This window comes from Janthinobacterium sp. GW823-FHT03B06 (genome assembly GCF_058796955.1).
Genome location: NZ_JBXAJE010000002.1, coordinates 588,632 through 606,499 on the forward strand (window position 1 = coordinate 588,632; position 17,868 = coordinate 606,499).

Annotated in this window: 17 protein-coding genes and 1 pseudogene; 3 read left to right on the plus strand and 15 right to left on the minus strand. The window is 61.7% G+C overall.

All coding sequences use genetic code 11. The features are described from left to right. Positions 1-120 precede the first annotated feature (120 nt). Both AC1RBA_RS08600 and AC1RBA_RS08605 read right to left on the minus strand, forming a co-directional pair. The gene (locus AC1RBA_RS08600) at positions 121-2,376 is read right to left on the minus strand and encodes a CHASE2 domain-containing protein (RefSeq protein WP_492417660.1); all 2,256 of its coding nucleotides are present in this window, start codon (positions 2,374-2,376) and stop codon (positions 121-123) included. Continuing rightward, positions 2,373-3,995: a GAF and HD-GYP domain-containing protein gene (locus tag AC1RBA_RS08605; RefSeq protein ID WP_492417661.1), complete on the minus strand. Its 1,623-nt coding sequence runs from the start codon at positions 3,993-3,995 to the stop codon at positions 2,373-2,375. Before AC1RBA_RS08605 ends, AC1RBA_RS08600 begins: the two co-directional genes overlap by 4 nt. A 198-nt stretch (positions 3,996-4,193) precedes the next feature. On the opposite strand from AC1RBA_RS08605, the gene AC1RBA_RS08610 reads away from it, so the two are divergent. Then, positions 4,194-5,090 carry an MBL fold metallo-hydrolase gene (locus AC1RBA_RS08610; protein WP_492417663.1) on the plus strand — a complete coding sequence of 299 codons (897 nt, stop codon included), beginning with the start codon at positions 4,194-4,196 and terminating at the stop codon, positions 5,088-5,090. A 46-nt stretch (positions 5,091-5,136) separates the two neighbouring features. Here the strand turns inward: AC1RBA_RS08610 and AC1RBA_RS08615 are convergent, their stop codons facing one another. The 7 genes from AC1RBA_RS08615 to rpsF form a co-directional block, all read right to left on the minus strand. Next, a complete protein-coding gene (locus tag AC1RBA_RS08615) occupies positions 5,137-6,150 on the minus strand; it encodes an inorganic phosphate transporter (RefSeq protein WP_070221141.1) in 1,014 nt (337 codons plus the stop codon). A gap of 39 nt (positions 6,151-6,189) precedes the next feature. Next, complete coding sequence (locus AC1RBA_RS08620; RefSeq protein WP_010400015.1) at positions 6,190-6,816, minus strand: DUF47 domain-containing protein; 627 nt, start codon at positions 6,814-6,816, stop codon at positions 6,190-6,192. A 93-nt stretch (positions 6,817-6,909) separates the two neighbouring features. Then, positions 6,910-8,295: a replicative DNA helicase gene (locus tag AC1RBA_RS08625; RefSeq protein WP_034750488.1), complete on the minus strand. Its 1,386-nt coding sequence runs from the start codon at positions 8,293-8,295 to the stop codon at positions 6,910-6,912. Between the two features lie 135 nt (positions 8,296-8,430). Next, entirely contained in the window at positions 8,431-8,886 is a 456-nt protein-coding gene (rplI, locus tag AC1RBA_RS08630) for a 50S ribosomal protein L9 (RefSeq protein WP_034783456.1), read from the minus strand. A 27-nt stretch (positions 8,887-8,913) separates the two neighbouring features. Next, positions 8,914-9,204: a 30S ribosomal protein S18 gene (gene rpsR, locus AC1RBA_RS08635; RefSeq protein WP_010400024.1), complete on the minus strand. Its 291-nt coding sequence runs from the start codon at positions 9,202-9,204 to the stop codon at positions 8,914-8,916. A gap of 25 nt (positions 9,205-9,229) precedes the next feature. Then, a complete protein-coding gene (gene priB, locus AC1RBA_RS08640) occupies positions 9,230-9,529 on the minus strand; it encodes a primosomal replication protein N (RefSeq protein WP_034783455.1) in 300 nt (99 codons plus the stop codon). A 20-nt stretch (positions 9,530-9,549) separates the two neighbouring features. Further along, positions 9,550-9,939, minus strand: coding sequence for a 30S ribosomal protein S6 (gene rpsF, locus AC1RBA_RS08645; RefSeq protein WP_034750499.1), 390 nt, complete (start codon positions 9,937-9,939; stop codon positions 9,550-9,552). A 275-nt stretch (positions 9,940-10,214) separates the two neighbouring features. On the opposite strand from rpsF, the gene lexA reads away from it, so the two are divergent. Then, a complete protein-coding gene (gene lexA / locus AC1RBA_RS08650; RefSeq protein ID WP_034750502.1) occupies positions 10,215-10,850 on the plus strand; it encodes a transcriptional repressor LexA in 636 nt (211 codons plus the stop codon). Positions 10,851-10,929: 79 nt separating this feature from the next. Beyond that, positions 10,930-11,007, plus strand: a pseudogene (locus tag AC1RBA_RS08655) (transcriptional repressor LexA); the annotation flags it as partial. A gap of 65 nt (positions 11,008-11,072) precedes the next feature. Here the strand turns inward: AC1RBA_RS08655 and AC1RBA_RS08660 are convergent. From AC1RBA_RS08660 to accD, 6 genes are all read right to left on the minus strand, one after another. Continuing rightward, the gene (locus AC1RBA_RS08660; protein ID WP_492417664.1) at positions 11,073-12,314 is read right to left on the minus strand and encodes a cystathionine gamma-synthase family protein; all 1,242 of its coding nucleotides are present in this window, start codon (positions 12,312-12,314) and stop codon (positions 11,073-11,075) included. A 43-nt stretch (positions 12,315-12,357) separates the two neighbouring features. Then, on the minus strand, positions 12,358-13,881 hold the full coding sequence (gene purF, locus AC1RBA_RS08665) for an amidophosphoribosyltransferase (protein WP_034750508.1): 1,524 nt from the start codon (positions 13,879-13,881) through the stop codon (positions 12,358-12,360). Positions 13,882-13,919: 38 nt separating this feature from the next. Then, positions 13,920-14,408 (minus strand): CvpA family protein, encoded by a 489-nt coding sequence (locus AC1RBA_RS08670; protein WP_070221159.1) that lies wholly within the window; start codon positions 14,406-14,408, stop codon positions 13,920-13,922. Positions 14,409-14,428: 20 nt separating this feature from the next. Next, positions 14,429-15,403, minus strand: a complete 975-nt coding sequence (locus tag AC1RBA_RS08675) for an SPOR domain-containing protein (RefSeq protein WP_492417665.1) — start codon at positions 15,401-15,403, stop codon at positions 14,429-14,431. A 24-nt stretch (positions 15,404-15,427) separates the two neighbouring features. After that, positions 15,428-16,726 (minus strand): bifunctional tetrahydrofolate synthase/dihydrofolate synthase, encoded by a 1,299-nt coding sequence (folC, locus tag AC1RBA_RS08680; RefSeq protein ID WP_492417667.1) that lies wholly within the window; start codon positions 16,724-16,726, stop codon positions 15,428-15,430. Between the two features lie 108 nt (positions 16,727-16,834). Next, the gene (gene accD, locus AC1RBA_RS08685) at positions 16,835-17,707 is read right to left on the minus strand and encodes an acetyl-CoA carboxylase, carboxyltransferase subunit beta (RefSeq protein WP_010400390.1); all 873 of its coding nucleotides are present in this window, start codon (positions 17,705-17,707) and stop codon (positions 16,835-16,837) included. Between the last annotated feature and the right edge of the window lie 161 nt (positions 17,708-17,868).

Genomic DNA, 17,868 nt, shown 5'->3' on the forward strand with positions numbered 1-17,868 from the left:
TTTAGTTTCCAGTCAGAAATTTCTAACATTTCCCCCTGTTTTTTATCGCAATGCAACAAACAATGCGCACGCCATGGTGAAAAATGCCGCAATCGCTTGCCTTTTCCGGCGAATGGCGGGCTATTTGCTGTGCAATGCTGTCACGCCATCCCAGTCCCATGGCGGTGGCGCGTTACGGTACTGCTCCAGGCGCGCCGCGTACAGCCGGTACAGGCCATCGCCGGGAAAGTCCGCCTGCAAATGGGCCAGCTGCGCACCTGCCTGCGCCCAGTCGCGCGCGCGCAGCCGGGCCAGCACGGCGTGCCAGCGCTCGAGCTGCGCCAGTTCGGCCGCTGCGGCGCCGGCCAGCAGGCAGCGCGGCTCGAAGATGGCCACCGCTTCCTGCTTGCCCAGCACCCTGATCCGGTCGAGCTCGCGGTACAGGAAATCCGGGGCGGCCGCGCGCGTGGCCTCGCCCACCACGATGCCCACGCCATACAGCTTGCTGGCGCCTTCCAGGCGCGCGGCCAGGTTGACGCTGTCGCCCATCACGGTATAGGCGCGGCGGATGCGCGAGCCCATGTCGCCCACATGCATTGGCCCCGTATTGATGCCGATGCCGATGCGCAGCGCCGGCCAGCCGCGCGCGCAAAATTGCTGGTTCAGCCGCGCCGCGCTGGCCTGCATCAGCAGGGCGCTGGCCACGGCCCGGCTGGCGTGATCGCCAAAGGCGACGGGCGCGCCCCAGAACGCCATCACGGCGTCGCCGATGTATTTGTCCAGGGTGCCGCCATGGCTGTCGCGGATATCTTCCGACATGGCCGTCAGGTATGCGTTGATGTATTCGCGCAGCGCGGCCGGGGCCAGCTGCTCGGAAATGGCCGTGAAACCGCGCACGTCGGCAAACAGCACCGTCAGTTCGCGGTTCTCGCCCTCCATCGTGTAGCGGCGCGGATCGTCGGCCATCTCGGCCACCAGCTCGGGCGCCACGTACTCGCCGAAACGGGCCACCAGCGCGCGTCCCTTGCGCACCTCGAAAAAGTAACCCCACGCCAGGTTGGCGATGAATAGCGCAAGGATCAGCAGCAACAGCACGGCACCGCCCAGCACCAGGTCGTGCACGGCGTACAGGTACAGGTTGATGCCGATGGCGGCGGCCAGCGCGGCCACGGTAGCCAGCATCACGCCAGCCGGCGGCAGCACGGCCAGGGCGCCCGCCAGCAGCAGGCCAAACAGCACGATCTGCACCAGTTCCAACGCCAGCGCGTAGTCGGGCCGCGCCTTGAAACGCCCGTCGAGCATGGACTTGATCAGGTTGGCGTGCACCTCCACCCCCGGATATTCGGCATTCACGGGCGTGGCGCGAATATCGTTCAAGCCGGGCGCCGTGGTGCCCACCAGCACGATGGCCCCCTTCAGCAGCGCGGGCGGCACCGTGCCGTCCAGCACATCGGCGGCCGACACATAGCGGAAGGCGCCGCCATCGGGGCCGCCCGCGCCGCGGTACTGCACCGTGGTCGTCAAGGCTTCGCCGACAGGAATCGCCATCGCGCCGCGCGGCGTGAACAGCATGATGTGTTCGAGGCCGCCATTGGCCAGTTCGCGCGCCGACAGGGTATCGGCCGTGCCCGTGAAACGGGGAGCGATGGCGCGCGCCTGCAGGTAGACGGCGACGGTGGCCAGCGACAGCGAAGGATAATAGCCGTCACCGATGCGCTGCAACAGGGTCGAGGAACGCACGACGCCGTCGGCATCGGTCAGCGCCGTGAAGATGCCGGCGCCCTGCGCGGCCGCCTGCAGGGGTGCGATATTGGCTTCGTAGCCGCGCGCCACGTAGGCCGTGACCGTGCGCCCGTTCAAATCGGCGACGGTAAAGGCGGGCCTGGGCAGCACGCCCTTCCTTTGCTGCTCCGAGACGCTGTAGCCGAGCACCACGGGCTGGCCGCGCATGGCCTCGGCAAACAGGCCGTCGTAATCCATGGCCGGGCGCAGCTTTTCCAGCTGCGCCGGCAAGCCGGCCACGCCGGCCAGTTCGCCGCGCGCCAGCCCTTGCAGCACGGCGTAGCCGGAACTGGTGTCCGCTTCGGGAAACGCAATATCGAAGCCCAGCGCGGCCACCCCGTAATGGCCGGTGAGCTGGCGCACCAGGCGCGCCTGCACGTCGCGGCTCCAGGGAAAACGGCCCACGCGGGCCAGGCTTTGCTCGTCGATGTCGACGATGACGATGCGGCGGTCGAGCTGCGGCGCATCAAAGCGCATGCGCCAGTCGCCCAGCATGGCGTCCAACCGCGCGATCGTGTCGTTGCCGGCCAGGCACAGCACGGCCGCCGCCACGGTCAGGACTACGCCCAGCAGCGACCGCGCCCCATGCTTGCGCCAGGACTGCGGCAGCTTCAAGGGGTATAGCCCGGAATGGCCGCCTCGTCGACGGCATCGATCTGGCTCGGATGCATGTGCTTTTCAGCGAAGGTCAGATAGACCTTGCTGCGGATGAAAACGTCGAACAGCTCCGGGTCGATATGGCCGTTCAGGCTAAAGTTACCGAGGATGCGCAGCGATTCGGACAGCGACTTGCCCTTTTTGTAGGGCCGGTCGCGCGCCGTCAGCGCCTCGAAAATGTCGGCAATCGCCATCAGCCGCGCCGGCACCGACATCTGCTCTTTCGTCAGCCCGCGCGGATAACCCTTGCCATCCATGCGCTCATGGTGGCCGCCCGCATATTCGGGCACCTTTTGCAGGTGCTTGGGCCACGGCAGCGCTTCGAGCATGCGGATCGACACGCTGATATGGTTGTTGACGATGGCCCGCTCGGCCGCCGTCAGGGTGCCGGCGCGGATGGTCAGGTTCTCCGTCTCGTCGGCGTCGAGAAAATCGCGCAGTTCGCCGTCGGCCGCGCGCCAGCGGCGCCGGGCGATCTGCCGCACCCTTTCCTGGTCGGCCTGCGCCATGCTCTCGCCGCCGATGTTGACCGTGCGGATGAAATCGCGCTCTTCGCGCAGCGCCGCCTGCTCCTGCTCCAGCGCGCGGGCAATGGCCTCCTTCTGTTGCGGCTGCGCGGCCTGCAGGCGCAGGGCCTCGATCTCGGCGTCGCGCAGCAGCACTTCGTAGCGCGTGTCGATCAGGGCGATGCGGTCGAAAATGGTTTCCAGCTTGGTGGCCTTGTCGACCACGTGCACGGGCGTGGTGATCTTGCCGCAATCGTGCAGCAGGCCGGCCAGCCACAGCTGCTTGCGCTCGTTGTCGCTGAGCCGGAAATCGGCCAGCGGCCCCGTTTGCGTCGCATGCGCGGCGTCGGCCAGCAACATCGTCAGCTCGGGCACGAACTGGCAATGCCGTCCCGTATACGGCGACTTTTCATCGATGCCGATATTGATCAGGGTAACGAGCGACTCGAGCAGCTCTTCCAGCTGAGAGATGAGCAGCTGATTCGTCAGCGCCACGCCCGCCTGCGCGGCCAGCGCCTCGATGAAGCGCTGGTCGGTGGAGGAAAAGGCGCGCACCTGGCCCGTCTCGCCATCCTTGGCATTGACCAGCTGCAGCACGCCGATCAAGTCGCCCTCGTGATCACTCATGGGCACCGTCAGGATCGATTGCGTGTGGTAGCCATGGTGGCGGTCAAACTCGCGCATGCCGGAAAAATTGAAGACCTCGTCGCGGTAGACGTCGGCGATATTCACGCTGCGGCGCATGTTCGCCGCATACGCGGCCACCGACGCCAGGTTGGGCTGGCCGGCGCCATCGAACAGGGGTACGCCCGGCAAACCCATGTCCGCCCCCTGCGCGATGCCCAGGCTGTCGTTGACGCTGATGTCGAACGCCAACTGGCGCCCCTCAAGCGCGGGCCGGTACAAGGTGGCGCCGTCGGCGCCGCTCATGCTTTTCGCCAGCAGCACGATGCGCTGCAGCAGCGCGCCAATGTCGCGCCCCTCACCGCCCAGGCCGTGGCCGAGCGCGACGCTGAGTTCGGTCAATTGCTCCAGTCTGTGGGCGATTTTCTCAGGGTGCAGCTGAGGCATATTGGTGGCAATCAGGTAATGGGCAAGCAAAAAAGGGGAAGTCGGCAAGCGCCAGTGTAACGGCGACCCTGCGCACTGTACATTACTTAGTCACAACAAAATGAAATTACTTTCCGTAACGCAACACGCATAAATGTTGCCGCCAATCTCATTAATTAGAATAGAATCAACAATAATTACACTGTAACAAGGTACTGAATGAAATTCACGTTCAGGGGCGTGCGCGGCTCCATCCCCTCCCCCGGCCCGCGCACGGCGCGCTATGGCGGCAACACCACGTGCATCGAAGTGCGCACGGACAACGACAGCCTGATCATTCTCGATGCCGGCAGCGGCATCTTCGCGCTGGCGCAGCAGCTGCCGCCGGGCCAGCCCGTCGACGCGCACGTCTTCATCACGCACAGCCACTGGGACCACATCCACGGCTTGCCCATGTTCTCGCCCCTGTTCGTGGCCGGCAACCGCATGCGCCTGCATGGCGCCCTGGACGGCAACAGCGGGCGCGGCATCGAGCACGTGATGGCGGTGCAGCTGCAGGGCAGTTATTTTCCCGTCAGCGAAGCGGCCATGGCGGCCTGCATCGAGTACCGCACCCTGGTGCCCGGCGAAGCCGTCGACGTGGGCGGCGCGCGCGTGCGCGGCGCGGAAATGAACCATCCGGTGGTCAACCTCGGCTACCGCATCGACTGCGGCGGCGCCTCGCTGTTTTTCAGCGGCGACCATGAACCGTTCTACAACCTGCATCCGCCCGGCCACGCCGAGCATGCGGCCTGCGCGGCGCGCAATGCGCAGCGCCAGGCCGGCATCGATGCGCTGGTCGCCGGCGTCGATGCGCTGATCATGGATTGCTCGTACACGCGCGAGGAATACCCGGGCAAGCAGGGCTGGGGCCACGGCACCTTCGACGCCGCCTTCGACCTGGCCCTGCGCTGCGGCGCGCGGCACCTGTACTGCACCCACCACGAACCGACCCGCAGCGACGAGCAGCTCGAGGCCGTGTTTGCCGACGTGATGGGCCGCTATGCGAGCCGCCTGGCCGGCCTGCAGGTGTTCCTCGCCAGCGAGGGGCTGACGGTGGAACTGGCCGGCGCATAAAAAAAGGGAGCCGCAAGGCTCCCTTTTTACTGGCGTTGGCTATCCATTACATGATGTGGTGGCCAATCCACCAGGCGACTGCGGCAACAAACGCGGAAGCGGGAATCGTGAAGATCCAGGCCCAGACGATATTGCCCGCCACGCCCCAGCGCACGGCCGACATTTTTTGCGCCGAGCCGACGCCGACGATGGCGCCCGTGATCGTGTGCGTGGTCGACACGGGAATGCCCAGCGCCGTCGAGACGAACAGGGTGATGGCGCCGCCCGTTTCGGCGCAGAAGCCGCCGACGGGTTTCAACTTGGTGATCTTCTGGCCCATGGTCTTGACGATGCGCCAGCCGCCGAACAGGGTGCCGAAGCTGATGGCCGTGTAGCACGAGATGATGACCCACATCGGCGGCATCTGGTCGTTCACGTTCGAGTAGCCGGCCGCGATCAGCAGCATCCAGATGATGCCGATGGTTTTTTGCGCATCGTTGCCGCCGTGGCCCAAGCTGTAGGCGGCTGCCGATGCCAGTTGCAAACGGCGGAACCACTTGTCGACCTTGCGCGGCGTCGAACGGACAAAAATCCACGACACGATCAGCATCATGATGGAGCCGAACACGAAGCCCAGCACGGGTGCGATGACGATAAAGGCCACGGTTTTCCACAGGCCGGCCGCGACCAGCGCGCCCGTGCCGGACTTGGCCACAGCGGCGCCCACCAGGCCGCCGATCAGGGCGTGCGAGGACGACGAGGGAATGCCGTAGTACCAGGTAAACAAATTCCAGAAGATGGCGCCCATCAGCGCGCCGAAGATCACGTACTGGTCGATCACGGCCGGGTCGATGGTGCCCTTGCCCACCGTGGCGGCCACGGTCAGCTGGTGGAACACGAAGATGGCGACGAAGTTGAACGTGGCGGCCATGGCAACCGCGGTCTGCGGTTTCAATACGCCCGTCGAGACCACCGTGGCAATCGCGTTGGCGGCATCGTGGAAGCCGTTCATGAAGTCAAACAGCAGCGCGAGGACGATCAACAGGCCTAGCACGTAGATGCTGATTTGTATGGTCATTATAGTTTCTTTTCTGATTCTGGTTCAGGACAGGCCCAACGCTTACGCGTTTTCGACGATGATGCCTTCGATAATATTGGACACATCTTCGCAACGGTCGGTCACGGTTTCCAGAATTTCGTAGATCGCTTTCAGCTTGATCAGGTTGCGCACGTCCGGCTCGTCGCGGAACAGCTTGGACATGGCGGCGCGCATCACGTGGTCGGCATCCGATTCCAGGCGGTCGATTTCTTCGCAGATGGCGACGATCTTGCGCGAGTTGTCCATATTGTGCAGCATGGCGACGGCGTCGCGCACTTTCTCGGTACAGGCCAGCACCAGTTCGGCCAGGCGCTTGGCTTCCGGCGTGACGGCTTTCAGGTCGTACAGCGAAACGGTCTGCGCTGCGTCTTCCAGCAGGTCGAGGATGTCGTCCTGGCGCGTGATCAGTTGATGGATGTCGTCGCGGTCGATCGGCGTGATGAAGGTCTTGTGCAGCATTTCCACGGTGGCGTAGGTGACTTTGTCCGCCTGTTTCTCGATGCTTTCGATCGCATGCACGCGGTTTTCCAGGTCGTCGAAATTGGTCATCAGGCCGAGCATCTCTTTCGCGCCCTTGACGCACAATTCCGCGTGCTGGTTAAACAATTCAAAAAACTTGCCCTCAGTGGGCATCAAGCGTCCAAACATGTCATTCTCCGTTAAGCATTGAGTCGTGTTATTTACTACAGAAAGCCGCCCCGTATGAGGGGGCGGCCAATGGAATATCAGTGCTGCTGAGTCTTAGTCGCCTTGGTAAAGCGCCAGGCCACCACTGTAATTGCCAAATTTGGTGTACTGCCCCATGAAGGTGAGGCGGATGCTGCCGATTGGACCGTTACGTTGTTTGCCGATGATGATTTCGGCCGTCCCCTTGTCCGGCGAGTCGGGGTTATACACCTCGTCGCGGTAAATGAACAGGATCACGTCGGCATCCTGCTCAATAGCGCCCGATTCGCGCAAGTCGGACATCACGGGACGCTTGTTCGGGCGTTGTTCCAGCGAGCGGTTCAACTGTGACAGCGCGATCACCGGGCAACCGAGTTCTTTCGCCAGGCCTTTCAAGCCACGCGAAATCTCGGAAATCTCCGTGGCGCGGTTGTCGCCCGGCGTATTGGCCGACATCAGCTGCAAGTAATCGACGATGATCAGGCCCAGCTTGCCGCACTGGCGCGACAAACGGCGCGAACGGGCGCGTAATTCGATCGAGTTGAGCGCCGGCGTTTCATCGATGTACAACTGCGCGTCGTTCATCTTCTGGATTGCATTCGTCAGGCGCGGCCAGTCTTCGTCGTTCAGGCGGCCCGTGCGCAGGCGGTGCTGGTCCAGCTGTCCGACGGAGCCGAGCATACGCATGGCCAGCTGGGCGCCGCCCATCTCCATCGAGAACACGGCCACGGGCAAGCCGCTGTCGATGGCCACGTTTTCGCCGATGTTGACGGAAAACGCCGTCTTGCCCATCGATGGACGACCCGCCACGATCACCAGGTCGCCCGGCTGCAGACCCGAGGTCATGCGGTCGAGGTCGATGAAACCGGTGGGCACGCCCGTGATTTCACTCTGGTTGTCGCGGCTGTACAGTTCGTCGATGCGCTCGACCACTTGCGTCAGCAGGGGCTGGATGGCGGTCCAGCCCTGGGCGCCGCGCGCGCCTTCTTCGGCGATGGCGAAAATCTTCGACTCGGCCTCGTCAAGCATCTGCTTGACTTCCTTGCCTTGCGGGCTGAAGGCCGTGCCGGAGATATCGTCGGCGACGGTAATGAGCTTGCGCAGCACGCCGCGGTCGCGCACGATCTCGGCATAGCGCCGGATGTTCGCGGCCGATGGCGTGTTTTGCGCCATGGCGTTCAGGTAAGCGAGTCCGCCCACGTCATCGGCCTTGCCGAGCTGGGTCAGGGTTTCAAAAACAGTAATGACATCGGCTGGCTTGGAAGCGTTAACCATCTTGACGATTTGCTCGAAGATGATGCGATGGTCATAGCGATAGAAATCCTCCGCATGCATGAAGTCGGCGATGCGGTCATAGGCGGCATTGTCGCGCAGCAGACCACCGATAACGGATTGTTCTGCTTCGATCGAATGCGGCGGAATACGGAGGGAATCCAGTTGCGGATCAGAGGGGGCGTTCATGGCGCGAATTATACCCGCTTCGGCGTGCCGGCAAAAATAAAGGGCTGAAAATGAGCGAAAAAAAGGCCACAAAAAAGCCGGGCGAACCCGGCTTTTCATAGTGCGGCAGCGCTTGCGGGCCAGGCCCGCAGACGATTACGCGTTCGCGTCTGGAACGACAGCGATAACAACTTCCACGACCACGTCGGTGTGCAGAGCAACCGAAACGTTGTGCTCGCCAACGATCTTCAGCGGGCCGGTAGGCATGCGGATTTGTGCTTTTTCAACAGCAAAACCTTGCTTGGTCAGCGCTTCAGCGATGTCGAAGTTGGTGACGGAACCGAACAGACGGCCATCGACGCCAGCTTTTTGAGCAACTTGAACGGTCAGGCCGCTCAGTTTTTCGCCCTGGGCTTGCGATGCGGCCAGTTTGGCGGCAGCAGCTTTTTCCAGTTCGGCGCGCTTGACTTCGAATTCAGCCACAGCGGTTGCCGTAGCACGACGTGCCAGGCGTTGCGGGATCAGGAAGTTACGTGCGTAACCGTCTTTGACTTTGACGACTTCGCCGAGGTTACCGACGTTTACAACTTTTTCTAACAGAATGATTTGCATAGTTCTTCTCCAGGAATATCTGACCGATTAAGCGTGGTGCAGATCGGTGTATGGCAGCAGCGCGAGGAAGCGAGCGCGCTTGATTGCGGTGTCGACTTGGCGCTGGTAGTGCGCTTTGGTACCGGTCAGGCGTGCTGGCATGATCTTGCCGTTTTCCTGGACGAAGTCTTTCAGCGTGTCGACGTCTTTGTAGTCGACTTGCTCAACGTGCGCTGCCGTGAAGCGGCAGAACTTCTTACGTTTGAACAAAGGGTTTTGCTGTTTGCGTTTTTCTTTAAGCTTGAGCTTATTTTTGTCGAACTTTTTACCGAATGCCATGTCAGGCTCCTGTATCTAAAATGCGCTAGTCAGAATTGACTGCACTAAAATCAATGATGTGAAACACCAAACTCTTGCTGTTGCGGCTCTTCCTGGCCAGGAAACCCGTGAACTGATACACCCCGCCCAAGCTTGCCTGACTGAACCGGCCTGAAATTTCGCCAGCGGCTAGCGCGGCAACATCAAACTCGGTCAAACGGGCAATCCCTGCTTCCATCTGCTGCGAACTGTGTTGCAATACTGCATTCACAATCGGCAGTCCTGCCGGGGTGTAGCGCAATATTTCGCGCTCGGCAATGATGGCGGTGACTTGTAGCTGGTTCAGCGCACGATCCTGGTCAAGAATTAAGCTGCTGCTGCGGCTGGAGCGGCTGCTGGTGCTTCGGTGCGGTGGCTTTTGGCCGCGTCTTCGCGTTGTACCGATTTCATCATCGGCGAAGGAGCTGTTTCAGCTTTCTTCATTTTAACGGTCAGGTGACGCAACACGGCATCATTGAATTTGAATGCTGTTTCCAACTCGACCAGGGTCTCGTTGTCGCATTCGATGTTCAGGCAGATGTAGTGTGCTTTAGGCAGCTTTTGGATCGAGTAAGCCATTTGACGGCGGCCCCAATCTTCCACGCGGTGAACCGAACCGCCGCGGGTGGTTACGCTGGCTTTGTAGCGTTCGATCATCGCGGGCACTTGCTCGCTTTGGTCCGGATGGACGATAAAGACTATTTCATAATGACGCATGCAAACTCCTTCAGGTCGGATTGATAATCGCCCACCCCGGCGTCAAGACGGGTGTGGGAAGGTCAGCCGAAGATTATAACCGCCTTTTGCAAACGTTTCAATCATTGCTTGCGCCAGTGCCCGAAAAGCCCGCGGACCACCGTGCTTTTCGACCGGGAACAAGTATTTCTTGCGAAATTCGCCGAAAACACGGAAATCCCCTTGCATAGTGAGCGATACTGTACAAAAATACAGACTGTTCATATAGACAGCATTTTAGTATGCACCCACCGCTCATGATCAAGCTGACAGCACGACAAGAACAAATCCTGAACCTGATCAAGGACGCGATTGAAAACACGGGCTTTCCTCCCACCCGTGCCGAAATTGCCAATGAACTGGGTTTCAAATCGGCCAATGCGGCCGAGGAGCATTTGCAGGCCCTGGCCCGCAAGGGCGCGATCGAGATTTCGCCCGGCACCTCGCGCGGCATCCGCCTGATCGGCGCGGCAGCCGAAGCGCCGCCATCGAAAGTGCCGGCGGCGCTGCTGATGTCGCTGCCCCTGATCGGCAGGGTGGCCGCCGGTTCGCCCATCCTTGCCCAGGAAAACCTGGAAGCGAGCTACAACGTGGACCCGGCCCTGTTCTCGGCCAAGCCCGACTTCCTGCTGAAGGTACGCGGCTGGTCCATGCGCGACGCCGGCATCATGGATGGCGATTTACTGGCCGTCAAGAAGGTCGACAGCGCCAAGAATGGCCAGATCGTCGTGGCCCGCATCGGCGATGAAGTCACCGTCAAGCGCTACAAGAAGACGGGTTCCGTCATCGAATTGCTGCCGGAAAACCCAGACTTCAAGGTCATCACCGTGTCGCCGGAAGATGAATTTGCCCTGGAAGGCTTGGCAGTCGGCTTGATGCGCAGCTGGCATTAAGTTGCCTGCCGGGGTCAGACCCGCCGGGTCTGACCCCGGTTTTTAGTTGCGGCCCCTTCTCATGCCTGACACCTAAGTTTCCGTCATCGAACTGCTGCCGAAAGATGAATTCGCCCTGGAAGGCCTGGCTGTGGGACTGATGCGCAGCTGGCATTAAACGACTGCACGAACAAAGGGCCGCAACAGCATGACTGTTGCGGCCCTTTTCATTTGTCCGGCGACTTATACATCGAGTGCCTGGCGGAAATCCTCGAGCAGATCCACCTCATCCTCGATACCGACGGAGACGCGGATCAGCGATTCGGCGATGCCCATGCTGGCGCGGCGCTCGGCGCCCATCTCGTAGAAGATCGTGTGGGCGACGGGAATGACCAGGGTGCGCGTGTCGCCGAGGTTGCTCGCTGGAATGGCCAAATTCAAACGATTGAGGAAATCGAAGCAATCGATGCCATCCTTCAATTCAAAGCTGAACAGCGAACCATAGCTGCGGAACAGGTCGCTCGCCAGCGCGTGCTGCGGGTGCGACGCCAAGCCCGGGTAATGCACGGCCGCCACTCTCGGGTCGGCCTGCAACATGGTGGCCAGCGCCAGTGCGTTCGAGCAAGTGCGGTCCATGCGCAAGGCCATGGTTTCCGCGCCGACGGCGATATGGTGCGCCGCTTCCGGCCCCAGGGACGCGCCGAAGTCGCGCAAGGCCTTGGCGCGGATTTGCGCGATGCCCCACTGCGCGGGCGCCGCCTTCTTGTAGTTCTCGAAAATATTCGGATACTGCGTCCAGTCGAACACGCCCGTGTCCGTCAAGCTGCCGCCCAGCGCATTGCCGTGGCCGCCAATGGATTTCGTCAAGGCGTTGACCACGAGGCCCGCGCCCACGGCTTTCGGGCGGAACAAATACGGCGTCGTCATCGTGTTGTCGACGATGTACAAGATGCCCTTTTCGCGGCACAGGTCACCGATTTTTTTCAGGTCGGCGATCTGCGTGCGCGGATTGGCGATGGTTTCCACGAACAAGATGCGCGTGGCAGGCGTGATGGCGGCCGCCACGTTGGCTACCTCGGTGGCGTCGACGAAGGACACGGCGATGCCCTGCCCCGTCACCGTTTGCCACAGGCTGTTGGTGTTGCCAAACAAAAAGGCCGACGAGACGACATGGTCGCCCGCGCGCAGCAGCGACTGCACCACGGCGCCGATGGCGCCCATGCCGGTGGCGAAGCACAAGGTCGCCACGCCGTCTTCCATCTTGTTGACCTTGTCTTCCAGCGCGGACACGGTGGGGTTGCCCTGGCGGCCATAGCGGAAACCGGGTTCCTTGCCCTGGAATACGGAAGCGAGCTGGCGCGCATCGGCATAACCAAACGCGACGGAAGTGTGCACGGGCTTGTGCAGCGAACCATGCTCGATGCCCTTGCGGCGGTCGTTATGCAGGATGGTGGTGGTAAAGCCGTAGTTTTTTTTATCGTTCATGATCGCGGAGCAAAAAAAGCCCGGCGCTAGCCGGGCAAGATAATTACGCTTCTGTCGTTGCCAGGTTCAGGTTCAGCTGGGAACGCGGCGTATCTTCGGGCGCTGCCGCCTTCGGATGGTGGCGCGCATATTCCAGGCGGTCCAGGTATTCCTGCGACACGTCGCCCGTCACGTAGACGCCGTCGAAGCACGAGGCCTCGAAGTTGGTCAGGGCCGGGTTGACGTCGGCGATCGCCTGCTTGAGCGCGCCGATATCCTGGTAGACCAGGTAGTCGGCCGTGATTTCGCGGCACACTTCTTCCGTCGTGCGGCCGTAGGCGATCAGCTCGTCGCGCGTCGGCATGTCGATGCCGTACACGTTCGGATAGATGACGGGCGGCGCGGCCGAGGCGAAGATGACTTTCGTCGCGCCCGCTTCACGCGCCATCTGCACGATTTCACGGCTGGTGGTGCCGCGCACGATGGAATCGTCGACGAGCAAGACCACTTTATCCTTGAATTCGGACGGGATCGCGTTGAGCTTCTGGCGCACGGATTTCTTGCGCGCCGCCTGGCCCGGCATGATAAAAGTGCGGCCGATGTAGCGGTTCTTGATGAAGCCTTCGCGGTATTCGATGTTCAGCGCCATGGCCAGCTGGATGGCGGCCGGACGCGAGGAATCGGGAATCGGCATGACCACGTCGATATGCACGCCTGGCAATTCGGCGCGGATCTTCTCGGCCAGGTATTCGCCCATTTTCAGGCGCGTGGCGTACACGGAGGCGCCGTCGATGACGGAGTCGGGACGGGCCAGGTAGACGAATTCGAACACGCACGGGTTCAGGCTGGCATTGTCGGCGCACTGGGCGCTGTGCAATTTCTTGTCGGCATCGATGAAGACGGCTTCGCCGGGGCCGATGTCGCGCACGAAGCGGAAGCCCATGCCTTCCAGGGCCACGGATTCGGAAGCGATCAGGTATTCGGGACCCTGCTCCGTTTCATTGATGCCCAGGCACAGCGGACGGATGCCGTGCGGGTCGCGGAAGGCCAGCAAGCCCACGCCGGCGATTTGCGCGACGGCGGCATAGCCGCCCTTGACGCGACGGTTCAGCACGGTCACGGCCTTGAAGATAGCTTCCGGGTCCAGGTTCAGGCCCGTCGTCGCTTCCTGGATTTCATGCGCCAGCACGTTGAGCAGCACTTCCGAATCGGAATCGGTATTGATGTGGCGGCGGTCGTTCTTGAACATTTCCAGCTTCAACTGTTCCCAGTTGGTCAGGTTGCCATTGTGCGCCAGGGTGATGCCGAACGGCGCATTCACATAGAACGGCTGTGCTTCCTCTTCGCTCGACGAACCGGCCGTCGGGTAGCGGCAATGGCCGATGCCCGTCGTGCCTTGCAGCGAACGCATGTTGCGCGTGCGGAAGACGTCTCGCACGAGGCCGTTGGCCTTGTGCATGGAAAACATACTGCTGTGATTGGTCGCAATCCCTGCCGCGTCCTGACCGCGATGTTGCAGGAGCAACAATGCATCATAGAGCAATTGATTGACAGGTTGATGGGAAACGACGCCGACGATGCCACACATGGTGTGCTCCTAAACTGTGCTACTGATTTTAAAAAAATTCAAAATTTCACATGCTGCGCGTAAGCGGCAGGCAGATAAGGCTTGATGGCGCGCGCGCCCTGTTCCGCGAGCGGACTGAGCAGCGCGTTTTTCCAGAATGGCTGCTGCGGTATGGAAGTCATGCCACACAAGATGACGGCGGTCAGCACGATCACAAGGCCCCGCGCCACGCCGAACAGGCTGCCCAGGGTGCGGTCGGCCAGACTCAGGCCTGTCACCTTGACGAGCGCGTCAACCGTCATGGACAGCAATCCCATCAAAATGCGCACGCCGATGAACAGCACCACGAAAGCCAGCAATAAACGGATCGCTTCGCCCGGCACGGCTTCCGGCAGAAATTTCGCCAGGGTGGCGCCATAGGCATTGGCAATGACGAACGCCACGATCCAGCTGACCAGGGACAGTATTTCCTTGACCAGGCCGCGCATCATGCTGATCAGCACGGAAGTCACCAGCACGAACAGCACCAGGTAATCGAAGATCGTCACGCGCATTCAGCCTTGCAACATCACGCCGGCACCAGCGAGCCGCCCAGGCCCAGCTTTTGCAACTTGGCGCGCGTCTTTTCCGCGTCTTCACGGCTGCCGAACGGTCCCACGCGCACACGGATGCGCTCGCCCGCCGGACTGGAGACTTTCTGCGTGTACGACTTGATGCCCGCTTCGCGCAGCTTGTCCTGCAATTCATCGACCTTGTCCTGCGTCGCCAGCGCCGCCACCTGCACCACGAACTTGCCGCTGCCGGCGTCGTGGGCCTTGTCTTGCGCTTTTTCTTGCGGCTTGCCTTCCAGGATGGCCAGCGCACGCGCGGCATCGTCGGCCGATTGCGCCGGCTTGGCAGGCTTGGCCTCAGGCTTGGCTTCGGGCTTTACTTCATGCTTCGGTTCAGGCTTGGGCTCGTGTTTCGGCTCCGGCTTGGCTTCATGCTTCGGCTCGGGCTTCGGTTCCGGTTTCGGCTCCACCTTGACAGGCTTCGGTTCGGGCTTGGGTTCGGGTTTCGGCTCCACATAGGCCGGCTTGACCGGTACAGGCTGGGCGGCGGCCAGAACGGGGGCCGGCGTCGGCTTGGCCGCAGGCGGCAGCGGCGCGTCGACGATTTCCTCGGACTGGTCCAGGCCATTCGATGCGGCCTGGACCGGAACGGCCGGCACAGGCGCCGGTGCAGGCGCCGCCTTTTCCTTCGACGGAATGTCGATGGCGATATCGTTGAACGGTGCTTTCGGCTCCGAATCGAGCAGCATCGGCAAGCCGACGGCGACGCCCAGGGCCAGGGCGACGGCCCCGACCAGGCGGCGGCGTGCGCGCTTTTTTTCAGGCAAGACCGGATCCGGTGCTTCCTTGCCGCCACGGCGCGATCCGCCGCCACCCGAGGTGTTGGCGGCGCGCTTGCGGGTCGGCGACTGTGCTTCGCCAGGGACATAAAAGCCGCTGTCTTCGCCAGAGGATTCTTGCTTGTTTTTAAACAGTTTCGAGAACAAGCCCATGCGTGATTTTCAGTCGAGTGCGTTTCAGTGAAGTGAGGATTTTCGGGCCTTCATCACGCCTGCAACGGTGAGGAAAGAACCAAAGACCACAATTCTATCATTCTCACCGGCCCGGCTCATTGCATTTGCAAAAGCTTGTGCCGGATCATCGAAAATAGACACAGTATGTTCGCTGCTGTCGGGCTTATCTTCGAGCATGATCTGCACCTTGGCGGCCAGCTCGGAAGCCGTGGCCGCGCGCGGCGAAGGCAGGCCCGTCAGGCACCAGTGGTCAACGTGTTCACTCATCGCGGCCAGCACGCCATCGATATCCTTGTCGTGCATGGAACCGAATACGGCATAGGTGTACGGGTGGAAACCCATATTACCGAGGTTCTGGTTCAGCGCCGACGCCGCGTGGGGGTTGTGCGCCACGTCGAGGATCACGCTGGGGCGGCCAGGCAAGACCTGGAAGCGGCCCGGCAGTTCCACCGTCACGAGGCCCGTGCGCACTTCCTGCGCGCCCACGGGCAGTTTCAGCTTCAGCACTTCCAGCGCGGCCAGCACGGCCGTCGCATTGAGGATCTGGTTGGCGCCGCGCAAGCTCGGGTAGGCCAGCGAATTGCGGCGCTGCTCGCGCCCGCCGTAGTTCCACTGCTGCTTGTCGCCTGAATAGTTGAAATCGCGACCCATCAGCCACAGGTCGGCGCCGATGGCCTCGGCATGGTCGATCAACGATTGCGGCGGCACGGGGTCGCTGCAGATGGCCGCCTTGCCTGGACGGAAGATGCCCGCCTTTTCAAAGCCGATCGCTTCGCGCGTGTCGCCCAGGTAATCCGTGTGGTCGATATCGACGCTGGTGATGATGGCCACGTCCGCGTCGATCACGTTGACGGCATCCAGGCGCCCGCCCAGGCCCACTTCCAGGATGGCCACGTCCAGCTTGGCTTGCGACAGCAGATGCAAAATCGCCAAGGTAGTGAATTCGAAATAGGTGAGCGGCGTATCGCCGCGCACGGCTTCGACGGCCTGGAAGCTGGCGACGAGCTGCTCGTCGCTGGCCATCTCGCCCAGCACGCGCGCGCGCTCGTTAAAATCGAGGAAATGCGGCTTGATGTACAAGCCCACTTTGTAGCCGGCACGCAACAACACGGATTCCAGCATGGCGCAGGTGGAGCCCTTGCCATTCGTGCCCGCCACCATGATCACGGGGCAAGTAAAAGCGAGCTGCATGCGCGCCTTGACGGCTTGCACGCGGTCCAGGCCCATGTTGATCTGGGTTTCCGAATGGCGGGTTTCCAGCATGGCGAGCCAGTCCGGCAATGACGTAGGGAGGTTTTGCATGGGAGACTTCTTGAAGGATGCGATGCGCAAGGCGCAGAAGAGATATAACGAGGCAGGACGATGTAGGTCGGGTTAGGCCAAAGGCCGTAACCCGACGCCAGCGGTAAATTAAGCCAGCACTTCCACAGCCTGGTTTTGCAACAAGGCCAGCAGACGGGCGATTTCTTCGCGCATCTTGCGGCGGTCGACGATCATGTCGACGGCGCCCTTGGTGACGAGGAACTCGGCGCGCTGGAAGCCTTCCGGCAGTTTTTCGCGCACGGTGTTTTCAATCACGCGCGGGCCGGCAAAGCCGATCAGCGCTTTCGGTTCGGCAATGACCACGTCGCCCATGAAGGCGAACGAGGCGGACACGCCGCCCATGGTCGGGTCGGTCAGCACGCTGATGAATGGCAATTTCTTTTCCGACAACTTGGTCAGCATCGCCGTGGTTTTCGCCATCTGCATCAGCGACAGCAAGCCTTCCTGCATGCGCGCGCCACCGGTGGCGGTGATGCAAATGAACGGCACTTTCTGCTCGAGCGCGATCTGCGCGCCGCGCACGAAGCGCTCGCCCACGACCGAGCCCATGGAGCCGCCCATGAATTCGAATTCGAAGCACGCCACGACTACTGGCAGGCTCATGATGGCGCCGCCCATGACGACCATCGCATCCGTCTCGCCAGTCGCTTCCATGGCGGACTTCAGGCGGTCCGGGTATTTCTTGCTGTCTTTGAACTTCAGGGTATCCACGGGCAGGATTTCCTGGCCGATTTCATAGCGGCCGCCCGCGTCGAGCAGGCTGTCGAGGCGTTCACGCGCGCGGATGCGCATGTGGTGGTCGCATTTCGGGCACACGTGCAAATTCGATTCCAGGTCCGTACGGTACAGCACGGCTTCGCACGACGGGCACTTGACCCACAGGCCTTCCGGCATGGTCTTGCGCGCGGCCGCATCAGAACGCTGGATGCGCGGTGGCAGCAGTTTTTCCAACCAACTCATATTTTCTCCTTGGGCCCTTGTAGGGGTAGCGTCGGTGGACGCCCCCGGCAGACGGTCAACGGCAACGCCCCGCGGGGCGCCACCAAAAATTTTATCTATTGCACAATAACAGGCAAATCAGTGGCCGAAGTGTAGCCGTTTATCGCCGGGCTGTCGAACTT

Coding starts and splice junctions, on each gene's coding strand:
- lexA (WP_034750502.1), top strand. CDS start 10,215: ATGATCAAGCTGACAGCACGACAAGAACAAATCCTGAACCTGATCAAG.
- rpsF (WP_034750499.1), bottom strand. CDS start 9,939: ATGCGTCATTATGAAATAGTCTTTATCGTCCATCCGGACCAAAGCGAG.
- AC1RBA_RS08620 (WP_010400015.1), bottom strand. CDS start 6,816: ATGTTTGGACGCTTGATGCCCACTGAGGGCAAGTTTTTTGAATTGTTT.
- accD (WP_010400390.1), bottom strand. CDS start 17,707: ATGAGTTGGTTGGAAAAACTGCTGCCACCGCGCATCCAGCGTTCTGAT.
- rplI (WP_034783456.1), bottom strand. CDS start 8,886: ATGCAAATCATTCTGTTAGAAAAAGTTGTAAACGTCGGTAACCTCGGC.
- rpsR (WP_010400024.1), bottom strand. CDS start 9,204: ATGGCATTCGGTAAAAAGTTCGACAAAAATAAGCTCAAGCTTAAAGAA.
- AC1RBA_RS08675 (WP_492417665.1), bottom strand. CDS start 15,403: ATGGGCTTGTTCTCGAAACTGTTTAAAAACAAGCAAGAATCCTCTGGC.
- AC1RBA_RS08660 (WP_492417664.1), bottom strand. CDS start 12,314: ATGAACGATAAAAAAAACTACGGCTTTACCACCACCATCCTGCATAAC.
- AC1RBA_RS08625 (WP_034750488.1), bottom strand. CDS start 8,295: ATGAACGCCCCCTCTGATCCGCAACTGGATTCCCTCCGTATTCCGCCG.
- purF (WP_034750508.1), bottom strand. CDS start 13,881: ATGTGTGGCATCGTCGGCGTCGTTTCCCATCAACCTGTCAATCAATTG.
- folC (WP_492417667.1), bottom strand. CDS start 16,726: ATGCAAAACCTCCCTACGTCATTGCCGGACTGGCTCGCCATGCTGGAA.
- AC1RBA_RS08610 (WP_492417663.1), top strand. CDS start 4,194: ATGAAATTCACGTTCAGGGGCGTGCGCGGCTCCATCCCCTCCCCCGGC.
- AC1RBA_RS08605 (WP_492417661.1), bottom strand. CDS start 3,995: ATGCCTCAGCTGCACCCTGAGAAAATCGCCCACAGACTGGAGCAATTG.